This is a genomic window from Pseudomonas sp. AGC41 (assembly GCF_057334555.1).
Window position 1 is genome coordinate 7347 of sequence record NZ_JBHFJB010000125.1, and the last position, 11137, is coordinate 18483.

At 61.1% G+C, this 11137-nt stretch carries 9 protein-coding genes; 5 read left to right on the top strand and 4 right to left on the bottom strand.

What is annotated here, in order from left to right:
- Window positions 1–78 precede the first annotated feature (78 nt).
- Window positions 79–1566, top strand: a complete 1488-nt coding sequence (xylB, locus tag ACE04F_RS21575) for a xylulokinase (protein ID WP_486109846.1) — start codon at window positions 79–81, stop codon at window positions 1564–1566.
- Window positions 1567–1578: 12 nt separating this feature from the next.
- Window positions 1579–2517, top strand: coding sequence for a carbohydrate kinase family protein (locus ACE04F_RS21580; protein WP_486109847.1), 939 nt, complete (start codon window positions 1579–1581; stop codon window positions 2515–2517).
- A gap of 72 nt (window positions 2518–2589) precedes the next feature.
- On the opposite strand, the gene ACE04F_RS21585 is transcribed toward ACE04F_RS21580, so the two are convergent.
- The 3 genes from ACE04F_RS21585 to ACE04F_RS21595 form a co-directional block, all read right to left on the bottom strand.
- Window positions 2590–2874 (bottom strand): DUF1652 domain-containing protein, encoded by a 285-nt coding sequence (locus ACE04F_RS21585; RefSeq protein WP_434574161.1) that lies wholly within the window; start codon window positions 2872–2874, stop codon window positions 2590–2592.
- Between the two features lie 585 nt (window positions 2875–3459).
- Window positions 3460–4611, bottom strand: a complete 1152-nt coding sequence (locus ACE04F_RS21590; RefSeq protein WP_486109848.1) for a PQQ-dependent sugar dehydrogenase — start codon at window positions 4609–4611, stop codon at window positions 3460–3462.
- A gap of 40 nt (window positions 4612–4651) precedes the next feature.
- Complete coding sequence (locus ACE04F_RS21595; RefSeq protein WP_486109849.1) at window positions 4652–4993, bottom strand: hypothetical protein; 342 nt, start codon at window positions 4991–4993, stop codon at window positions 4652–4654.
- Between the two features lie 223 nt (window positions 4994–5216).
- Between ACE04F_RS21595 and ku the strand changes: the two genes are divergently transcribed.
- Both ku and ligD read left to right on the top strand, forming a co-directional pair.
- Entirely contained in the window at window positions 5217–6107 is an 891-nt protein-coding gene (gene ku / locus ACE04F_RS21600) for a non-homologous end joining protein Ku (RefSeq protein WP_486109850.1), read from the top strand.
- 33 nt (window positions 6108–6140) lie between these two features.
- Complete coding sequence (gene ligD, locus ACE04F_RS21605; RefSeq protein WP_486109851.1) at window positions 6141–8129, top strand: DNA ligase D; 1989 nt, start codon at window positions 6141–6143, stop codon at window positions 8127–8129.
- Between the two features lie 5 nt (window positions 8130–8134).
- On the opposite strand, the gene lpxO is transcribed toward ligD, so the two are convergent.
- A complete protein-coding gene (lpxO, locus tag ACE04F_RS21610; protein ID WP_486109852.1) occupies window positions 8135–9034 on the bottom strand; it encodes a lipid A hydroxylase LpxO in 900 nt (299 codons plus the stop codon).
- Between the two features lie 406 nt (window positions 9035–9440).
- On the opposite strand from lpxO, the gene ACE04F_RS21615 reads away from it, so the two are divergent.
- Entirely contained in the window at window positions 9441–11030 is a 1590-nt protein-coding gene (locus tag ACE04F_RS21615; protein WP_215005954.1) for an ABC-F family ATPase, read from the top strand.
- Window positions 11031–11137 lie beyond the last annotated feature (107 nt).

Sequence of the window (11137 nt, forward strand, 5' to 3'; positions counted from 1 at the left end):
CCACAGGTATTCCATGATCCTGACCATATTGCATGTCCCTGACCATAATGTAATCAAGCTGCTGATCCGAGGATTTCCATGGCAAACCAACAACTGTTCCTGGGCATCGACTGCGGCACCCAAGGCACCAAGGCGCTGATCCTCGATTCAATCAGTGGCCAGGTACTCGGCCAGGGCGCCGCCGCCCACGACATGATCAGCGGTGCCAACGGCCGCCGGGAACAAGACACCCGGCAATGGCTCGACGCGTTCACCCAGTCCACTCGGCAAGCGCTGGCGGATGCACAGGTCGATGGCCAGTCGATTCTCGGCATCGGCGTCTCCGGCCAGCAGCACGGCCTGGTATTGCTCGATGACCAGGGCCAGGTCCTGCGCCCGGCAAAACTGTGGTGCGATACCGAGACGACCGCGGAAAACGATCGTCTCCTGGCGCATCTCGGTGGTGAGGACGGCAGCCTGGAACGCCTCGGCGTGGTGATCGCGCCGGGCTACACGGTGTCCAAACTGCTCTGGACCCGGGAACAGCACCCGCAGGTTTTCGAGCGGACCGCCAGCATCCTGCTGCCCCACGACTTCCTCAATTATTGGCTTACCGGGCGCCATTGCAGCGAGTATGGCGATGCCTCGGGCACCGGCTACTTCAACGTCCGCAGCCGTCAATGGGATCGCGCGCTGCTGCGCCATATCGACCCCAGCGGCCGGCTGGAGTCGGCCTTGCCCGAGCTGATCGAGGCCCATCAGCCCGTCGGCAGGATCCTGCCCGAGATCGCCGCACACCTGGGCCTCAACCCCGACGCGGTGGTCGCCAGTGGCGGCGGCGACAACATGATGGGCGCCATCGGCACCGGCAACATCCAGCCCGGTGTGATCACCATGAGCCTCGGTTCCTCCGGCACGGTGTATGCGTATGCCGCGGAGCCGGTGGTCAGCCCGCAAGCATCCGTGGCAACGTTCTGTTCCTCGAGCGGCGGCTGGCTGCCGCTGATCTGCACCATGAACCTGACCAACGCCACCGGAGCGCTGCGCGAGCTGTTGGAACTGGGCATCGACGCGTTCAACACCCTGGTGACCCAGGCACCGATCGGAGCCGAGGGCGTGTGCATGCTGCCGTTCCTCAATGGCGAACGCGTCCCCGCCCTGCCCCATGCCACCGGCAGCCTGCTGGGCCTGACGACTACCAACCTGACCCGGGCCAATCTCTGCCGCGCAGTGGTCGAAGGCACGACCTTCGGCCTGCGTTATGGCCTCGACCTGCTCCGTGCCAACGGGCTCAAGGCCCAGAGCATTCGCCTGATCGGCGGCGGCTCGAAGAGCCCGGTCTGGCGACAGATCGTCGCCGACATCATGGACACCACAGTCATCTGCACCGAACAGAGCGAAGCCGCTGCCCTGGGCGCGGCGATCCAGGCGGCGTGGTGTCATGGCGCCGGGCAAGCATCCCTGGCCGACCTGTGCGAGCGCTGCGTCAAGCTCGACCCGGCCAGCGAAACCCGCCCCGTCGCGACCGACGTCGCGGCGTCACAACAAGCCTACGAACGTTATCGGCAACACGTCGCAACCCTTTGAGAGCAGGCAATTATGTATCTGGTATGTGGTGAAGCGCTGTTTGATTTCTTCAGCGCAAACGAAGCGCAGTCCCCGGCTTCGCAAGTGAATTTCAAGGCGCTCGCCGGGGGTTCACCGTTCAACGTGGCGGTGGGTTTGCGTCGACTGGGGATCGAGTCGGCGCTGTTCACCGGGCTGTCCACCGACTATCTCGGCCGGCGCTTGAAACAGGTGCTGGTTGACGAAGGCGTCAGCACTCAATTTGCCCAGGACTTCGAGGCACCCACGACCCTGGCCATGGTTGCCGTCGGCGCCAACGGCTCGCCCCACTACAGCTTCCGTGGCGAAGGCTGCGCAGACCGGCAATTGAACGTGGAGCATTTGCCGACGCTGGGCCCGCAAGTGCGCGGCCTGCATGTGGGTTCGTTCTCATTGGTGGTGCAACCGGTGGGCGATACGCTGCTGGCACTGGTCCAACGCGAAAGCGGCCGCCGCCTGATCAGCCTCGACCCGAACGTACGGCTTAATCCGCAGCCAGACATCGAGTTGTGGCGCTCACGGATCGCGACGCTGGTGGAATATGCCGACCTGATCAAGGTCAGCGATGAGGATCTGAGCCTGCTCTACCCTGATCGAGATCCCCATGAAGTGATTGCTGGCTGGCTGGAGCACCGCTGTCAGTTGGCCTTCCTCACCCGGGGCGGCCAGGGCGCAACGGTGTTCAGCCGCCAGCATGGCGTATGGTCGCTGCCTGCCTGCCCGGTACAGATCGCCGATACGGTGGGCGCGGGCGACACGTTCCAGGCTGCGCTGATCGCTTGGCTGACGGAACAGCAACTGGATCATGTGGAGGGTTTACATTCGCTGGGCGCGGAGCAGATTGGGAAGATGCTCGATTTCGCCATGCGCGCTGCGGCGCTGACGTGCGGCAAAGTCGGGCCAGACCTGCCCTATCGGCAGCAATTGGTCTGAAAACTGAAAGCTGGACGCCGGGTTCGAACAAGGTCGGACCCGGTCGTCAGGTTTGCAAAGGTCGGGCGGTGCTTAACGCCCGCTCATCCGGTGTTGCTGGTGGAAATAGTTTCCATGGCCATGACCTTGGCCACGGTCGAGTTCGGTGCGCAGTTCCGCAATCAGATCGTTAATGGCGCGGCAGCCCGTGAGCTTGGTGGCGTCAATATCGCTCTTGACCAACGCCACGCGGTCGGTCTCGTGGTCGTCGTAGATTTTAACGGTCATGGACAGATCAGGTGACAAGGTGCATTGCGAGCGTTTAGGCAGCAGGCTGCTTTCAATGATGTTTCGCATTTCGAGGGCAGATAAAAACATGGCAACTCTCTCCTTTTGAGGCAGCCAATTCATGTTCACGACGGCGGTATTTTCGTCCGATTCTTCCCTGCGGACAGGACTTCGAATGCCGTGCCGTTCGTTCATTTTGGCGTTTTCTGGTGTTGGAGCCCGACATCGAACTCAGGTATCAACTCGCAAAAAATATGCCCGTAAATCGATACAGCGACACTGTTACAAATCAGTTACTTAGCACAGTGGTTCAGCGCAACGGTCATGCAAAATGCAAGGGAACGCGGTTTTTTCCATGCAAACTGCAATTACGTTGCTCGATCTGCAAGCTAGATTAGCCACTATTTCGACTTCATCCTCCGACGCCTGTCGGTTAGTTGAGAAATCGGACGTGCGGAGCACTCTCAAGACGCTGCCACGGCCACGCGCTGGCCTTGCGCTCCGAGGTCCTTTGACGCTTTTGATCCTGTGGCGAGGGAGCTTGCTCCCGCTGGGTTGCGCAGCAACCCGAAGATCGGACGCTCGGTGTGTCAGGCTCATCGCGTTGCCTGGATGGGGCTGCCACGCAGCCCAGCGGAAGCAAGCTCCCTCGCCACGAAAAACTTCACAGCACGACTATTGCTTCAGCCCGACTTTGTACAGCGCACCATCATCGTCGTCTGTCAGCACATAGAGGAAACCATCCGGCCCCTGGCGAACATCGCGGATACGCTCCTTGAGCTCGCCGAGCAGGCGTTCTTCATGGACAACCTTGTCGCCGTCGAACTCCAGGCGAACCAGGTCCCTGGAAACCAGCGCCCCGACAAACGCGTTGCGTTGCCAGGCCTTGAACCGGTCATTGTCGTAGAACGCCATGCCGCTGAGCCCTGGCGATACCTGCCAGACGTGATGGGGGCCGACGGTACCCTTCGCGGTCTTGCCTTGGGCCTCGGGAATCGGCGCGCCGGAATAGTTGTCACCGTGAGTCGCCAACGGCCAGCCATAGTTCTTGCCGCGTTCGATGATGTTCAGCTCGTCACCGCCCTTGGGGCCATGCTCATTCTCCCAGAGCGTGCCATTCCAGGGATTGAGCGCGGCGCCTTGGGGATTGCGCAAGCCATAGGACCAGATCTCCGGACGGACATTTTTCTGCCCCACGAAAGGGTTGTCGTCCGGCACCTTGCCGTCGGGATAGATCCGCACGATCTTGCCTTGCAGCTTGTCCAGGTCCTGTGCGGTCGGACGGTCGTTGTTTTCGCCCAGGGTGATGAACAGATAGCCGTCCCGGTCGAATACCAGGCGCGAACCGAAATGGTTGCCCGTCGAGAGCTTGGGTTGCTGGCGGAAAATCACATCGAAGTTGTCCAGGCGCGTCATGTCGCTGGACAACTGCCCACGGCCCACCGCCGTGCCGGCCTTGCCATCCTTGCCCGCCTCGGCATACGACAGGTAGACGGTGCGATCCTGTTTGAAGTCTGGAGACAGCACGACATCCAGCAAGCCACCCTGCCCCTTGGCCCAGACCTCGGGAACACCGCTCAACGGTGCAGACAATTTCCCGTCGGCCTTCACCCATCGCAGGTTACCGGGACGTTCCGTGACCAGCATGCCTTGCTGCTCCGGCAGGAACGCCACGGACCAGGGCCGCTCCAGCCCCCGGGTCACCGTGGTGACTTCGACGGTGCCATCCTCGGCCTTGAATTGCTGGACTGGCGCGGCAGAAGCCGGGGTTGAAAGGGCCAGGGCAGCGCTGGCGCAAAGTGTTGCCAGGAATGTTTTACGCAACATGCACACTTCCTTCTGTGGTGGTGTTGATCGGCACGGTGTCTCAACGATTGCCGTTATTGGCGTGCCGGGGAGGCGTCGGCGACTCGATGGTGGGGCGTGGCGACCCCGATGGCGGCCCGGAACGCGGATAGCCGTTGCCGATGCCACCATTCTCCAGGGTCGGCGGTCGGGGCACCGGAACCGTCGGGTTGTGCCGTATGCCTGGCACGTTGGGCTGGGTGCCCTGCATGCTGTTCGGGTTGGCCCGGCGAATCGGACTGTTGTAGGGATTGTTGTTGCCCGGCAGGTTCTGCGCCATGAGTACTGGATCGGCGCCGGGCGCAGCCGCCTGGGTAGTGGCTGCCTTCAGCAGCACCAAGATGGCGAGTATCAGCCTGTTCATCGAGACCTTCCTGATTCATGGAGATGGCACCCGCATTTCGAAAACACGCTACGCCGCAGGTTCGCCGTTGTTAAGCAAATTTTCCTCATGAAGATGTAACCAGGCGTCTCCAGCTCAGCGCCCCTGGAGGACGCCAACCGCAGCCAGCCGGCGCCCGGCGGAAACTTTTCCAGAGACCCAAGGGTCACCAGAGAGACTATTCACCGGCAAGGAAAACTCCACCATGGCACGGGCTATCTGGAAAGGCGCAATCAGTTTCGGGCTGGTCCACATTCCCGTGGCCCTGGTGTCGGCCACCGCGTCCCAGGGCGTGGATTTCGACTGGCTGGACAAACGCAGCATGGACCCGGTGGGCTACAAGCGGGTCAACAAGGTTACCGGCAAGGAGGTGACCAAGGACGACATCGTCAAAGGCGTGGAGTACCAGAAAGGCCAATACGTGCTGATCAGCGAAGAGGAAATTCGCGCTGCACACCCCAAGTCCACCCAGACCATCGACATCTTTTCCTTCGTCGACAGCGAGAAGATCCCGCTGCAGAACATCGAAAAGCCGTATTTCCTCGCACCTGACAAACGTGGTGGCAAAGTCTACGCCCTGCTGCGCGAAACCCTGCTCAAGACCAACAAGGTCGCGCTGGCGAATGTGGTGATGCATACCCGCCAGCACTTGGCCGCGCTGATGCCCCTGGAATCGGCCCTGGTGTTGGTGCTGCTGCGCTGGCCCGCCGAAGTCCGCGAACTCGACGTCCTGGAACTGGGCGATGAAGTCACCAACCCGACGCTGGCAAAGGGCGAACTGGACATGGCCAAACGGCTGGTGGAAGACATGAGTGGCGACTGGGAACCCCAGCAATACCGTGACAGTTTTCAGGAAAAGATCATGGAACTGGTGGAGAAAAAGGCCACCGAAGGCCGGCTCGAAGCGGTGGAAACCGACCCCGGCGAAGAACAGCGCAAGACCGCCGATGTCATCGACCTTACCGAACTGCTCAAGCGCAGCTTGGGCGGCAAGGGCAAAACGGCGGAAAAACCTACTGAAAAGCCCGCGGCAAAATCGACCAAGACGCGCAAATCCGCTCCTGCTAAAAAAGCCACCAAGGCCTCTCGGGGCTAACCCCCGGGCGCCTGTAATACAAGGGAATCTGTCATGGCCAAGGCCGAGAGTGAATATGCCCGCCTGTCCGCCGTGGAGGCGGATGAACCAACGACCCGTAGCCGTACCCGCCGGAGTGGGCAGACAGACACGGGGCGGATCCCCGAACGGCTGTCGCCGCAGCTGGCCACACCGGTAGAGCAACCGCCGGCCGGTGAGTGGCGCTATGAAGTGCAGTTTCATGGCTACCGGTTGATGGCGCGTATCGAGAACGGCGAGGTCCGTCTGTTCAATCGCCACCATGCGGACTGGACCGATCGCCTCACGCTGCATGCCGAGGCCCTGGCCCAGTTGGGTCTGGATGACAGCTGGCTGGATGGCGAACTGGTGCTGTTGGATGACACCGGTCATTCCGATTTCGCTGCCCTGCGCCAGGCCTTCGAGATCGGTCGCAGCGTCGACATGTTGTATTTCCTTTTCGACGCACCGTTTCTCAATGGCGTCGACCTGCGCGACAAACCGGTGGAAGAACGCCGCGCAGCCTTGAAAAATGCGCTCAAGAGCAACGCCAGCAAGCGCCTGCGGTTCTCCGAGGCGTTTTCCGCCAGCCAGCATGACATCTTCGAAAGCGCCAGCGCCCTGTCACTGGACAGCGTGGTTGGCAAGCGTCTGGGCAGCCCTTATGCCTCGGGACGGAACGCCGATTGGGTCAAACTCAAATGTCGGCTGCGCCAATGCTTCGTCATCGTCGGGTTCACCCGCCCGCAAGGCAAGCGCAACGGCTTTGGCGCGCTGTTGCTGGCGGTCAACGGCCCGTCGGGGCTGGTCTATGCCGGCCGAGTCGGCACGGGTTTCAGCCAATCCCAACTCAAGCAATTGCATGAACAGCTATGTGCCTTGGAACGCGAAACGTCGCCACTCGACCAGCCGCTCAAAGGCGTCCAGGCCCGTGGCGTGCATTGGGTCGAGCCGACGCAGGTCTGCGAAATCGAATTTGCCGAATGGACCCGCGACGGGTTGGTGCGTCAGGCGGTGTTCCTCGATCTGCCGGGCGACCGGCAGGTCAGTCGAGTGACGCGTGAACAGCCCATGCCCATCAAAGCCACGCCCGCCAAGCCCAAACGCCGCGGCAAGGCCGACACCGCGAAAGTCGACGGCGTGGTCATCACCCACCCGGACCGTGTTATCGATAGCGTCAGCGGTGTGCAAAAAGCCGAACTGGCCCAGTATTACCTGGACATCGCCCCCTGGATCCTGCCGCATCTCAAGTTGCGGCCGGTCTCCCTTGTACGGGCGCCGGAAGGGATTGGCGAGGAGCTGTTTTTCCAAAAGCACGCCGATCGTCTCGAGATTCCCCACATCAAGCAACTCGATCCGGCGCTGGACCCGGGCCATGCGGCCCTGATGGAGATCGACAGCATTCATGCCCTGGTCGGCGCGGCGCAGATGGGCGCGGTGGAATTGCACACCTGGACGGCGACCCATGACCGGATCGAGACGCCCGATCTGTTTGTGCTGGACCTGGACCCGGATCCGTCGTTGCCCTGGAGCGCCATGCTCGACGCGACGCGCATGACTCTGTCAGTACTCGACGAACTGGGCTTGCAGGGGTTTCTCAAGACCAGCGGCGGCAAAGGCATGCACGTTATCGTGCCACTGGCGCGAAGCGAGGGTTGGGATGTCACCAAGGCCTTTGCCAAGGCTATATCGCAGTTCCTGACCCGGCAGATGCCGCAACGGATCACCGCGACCATGGGCCCGAAAAACCGCGTGGGCAAGGTCTTTATCGACTACCTGCGTAACGCCCGCGGTGCCAGTACCGTTGCCGCCTATTCGGTGCGCGCCCGCCCGGGACTGCCGGTTTCGGTACCGATCGCCCGGGATGAACTCGCCGGCCTGCGCAACGCCCAGCAATGGGATATCCATACCGCGCTGGAGCGGGCCAAGGGACTCGGCGCCGATCCGTGGGAAGGCTACAACCATCGCCAACGGATCACGGCCAGGATGTGGGAGCAGTTGGAGGCGGAAAAACCGGACGGCTGAACCGTTCAGATCCAGATGAAGATCGCCAGCAGGCCGCCAAAGAACGCCCATTTCTGCAGGTAATACAGTTTGCGATTGCGTTTTTTCAGCGCTTTGCCTTGCAGGCGGATCTTGTACAGCCGGGAAAACGCCCGGTTCAGGCCACCGGTCCGGTCCCCGGCGTCATTTGGCGCGCCGGCAGCGGCCATCACGGTACGGCTGAACCAGCGGTTGAACGCGGTGGCCCAACGAAACTTCATCGGCCGCTCCACGTCGCAGAACAGAATGATGCGGTTCTGCCCCGTGGTGTTCTCGGCGTAATGAATGAACGTTTCGTCGAACACCACCGCCTCGCCGTCGCGCCAGTGATACGCCTCGCCATCGACATCGATATAGCAGCCGGCATCGTTGGGGGTCTGCAGGCCCAGATGGTAGCGATAAGACCCGGCATACGGATCGCGATGGCGCACCAGCTTCGAACCCGGCGGCAGTTCGGCGAACATCGCGGCCTTGATCGAGCCGATGCTCTGCACCAGCTCGGTGGTGCGCGGACACAGCTTCATCGCCGACGGATGGCTGTCGCCATACCACTTCAGGTAAAAGCGCTTCCAGCCCGTCTTGAAAAACGAGTTGAAGCCCACATCGTCATATTGATCGGAGCGCTTGATCTCCCCCGCTTGCAGCAGGCTCTGGCCTTCGGCGCGGATCTCTTGCCAATGGGCTTGCAAGGGGCTGAGGTCGGGAAACTGGGCCGGGCTCAGGAAAGGCCTGTTGGGCAGTTTCGAACACAGGTAGAGCAGGCAATTGATCGGCGCAAGGAAGGATGAGTGATCGCTCAACTGGCGCCCGAGTTTATGCCGCACGCGCCCGCGCAGGTGCACATAGCCAATGGAAAGTACGTAGATTGCGACAATAATGAGCTTCACGGATTCGGTCAGGGTCCAGAAGTGAACAGGCTGCTTCTCCGGGGCCAGCCAAGCGGCAAGGGAGATGGCGTCGAGTGAGATGGCATTTTAGCCACAGTTGCCGATTTAAAGTTATCCCTGCGTTGTGAAAAACTGTCTTGCCCAGGTTACACCCTATCGTTAACGCGGCCAGATCAGTACAATCGCCGCCAACTATCAAGCGCCCCCTCTGGCTGACACCGGCAATCCCGGCTTCGGCGCATATCCACTCGGGCCAGGCGCTCCGTATGCAGCTGTCCTCTTATGCCGGATGGACCCTTGCGCCAGTGACCGCCAAGCCGCTTGCGCGGTCGGGACTTGCGCAAACAGGTACTGAACAGGTACTGCCGCACCCTTAGCTACTCTGAATGTTCCGCAGGATAAACCTTTGATCTCTACAGCTAACATCACGATGCAGTTCGGCGCCAAGCCACTGTTCGAAAACGTCTCTGTCAAGTTCGGCGCGGGTAACCGTTACGGCCTGATCGGCGCCAACGGTTGCGGCAAGTCGACCTTCATGAAAATCCTCGGCGGCGACCTCGAGCCGTCCGGCGGCCAGGTCATGCTCGAGCCGAACGTGCGCCTGGGTAAACTTCGCCAGGATCAGTTCGCCTACGAAGAATTCACCGTGATCGACACCGTGATCATGGGTCACGAAGAGCTGTGGAAGGTCAAGGCCGAGCGCGACCGCATCTATTCGCTGCCGGAAATGACCGAAGAAGACGGCATGGCCGTGGCCGAGCTGGAAACCGAATTTGCCGAGATGGACGGCTACACCGCCGAATCCCGCGCCGGTGAACTGCTGTTGGGCCTGGGGATTGGCATCGAGCAGCATTTCGGTCCGATGAGCGAAGTGTCGCCAGGCTGGAAACTGCGTGTGCTGCTGGCCCAGGCGCTGTTCTCCGACCCGGAAGTGCTGCTGCTCGACGAGCCGACCAACCACCTGGATATCAACACCATCCGCTGGCTGGAAAACGTGCTGACCCAGCGTTCGAGCCTGATGATCATCATCTCCCACGACCGTCACTTCCTGAACAGTGTCTGCACCCACATGGCGGACCTGGACTACGGCGAGCTGCGCCTGTTCCCAGGCAACTACGACGAATACATGACCGTGGCGACCCAGTCCCGCGAGCAACTGCTGTCGGACAACGCCAAGAAGAAAGCACAGATTTCCGAACTGCAGTCGTTCGTCAGCCGTTTCTCGGCCAACGCCTCGAAAGCCAAGCAGGCCACCTCCCGCGCCAAGCAGATCGACAAGATCCAGCTGGCCGAGGTCAAGCCATCGAGCCGCGTCAGTCCGTTTATCCGTTTCGAGCAGACCAAAAAACTGCACCGCCAGGCGGTCATAGTCGAACGCATGGCCAAGGGCTTCGACGGCAAGCCGCTGTTCAAGGATTTCAGCTTCACCGTTGAAGCCGGTGAGCGCGTGGCGATCATTGGCCCGAACGGCATCGGCAAGACCACCTTGCTGCGCACCCTGGTCAATGAACTGGAACCGGATGCCGGTACCGTGAAATGGACCGACGCCGCGGAACTGGGCTACTACGCCCAAGACCACGCCCATGATTTCGAAGATGACGTCAACCTGTTCGACTGGATGGGCCAGTGGACCCAGGGTGGCGAGCAGCTGGTTCGTGGCACCTTGGGCCGCATGCTGTTTTCCAACGACGAGATCCTCAAGTCGGTCAAGGTCATCTCCGGTGGTGAACAAGGCCGCATGCTGTTCGGCAAGCTGATCCTGCAAAAGCCGAACGTGCTGGTGATGGACGAACCGACCAACCACCTGGACATGGAATCCATCGAAGCGCTGAACCTGGCGCTGGAAAACTATCCGGGCACGTTGATCTTCGTCAGCCACGACCGTGAGTTCGTATCGTCCCTGGCGACCCGCATCATCGAGCTCAGCGCCGACGGCGTGGTCGACTTCAGCGGCACCTATGACGACTACCTGCGCAGCCAGGGCGTGTTGTTCTAAGACAGCTGCAAGCTGAAAGTGAAAGCCCTGTCCATGTGATGGGGCTTTTTCATTCCGTCAGGAAACACAACACCCTGTGGGAGCGAGCCTGCTCGCGAAGAGGCCCT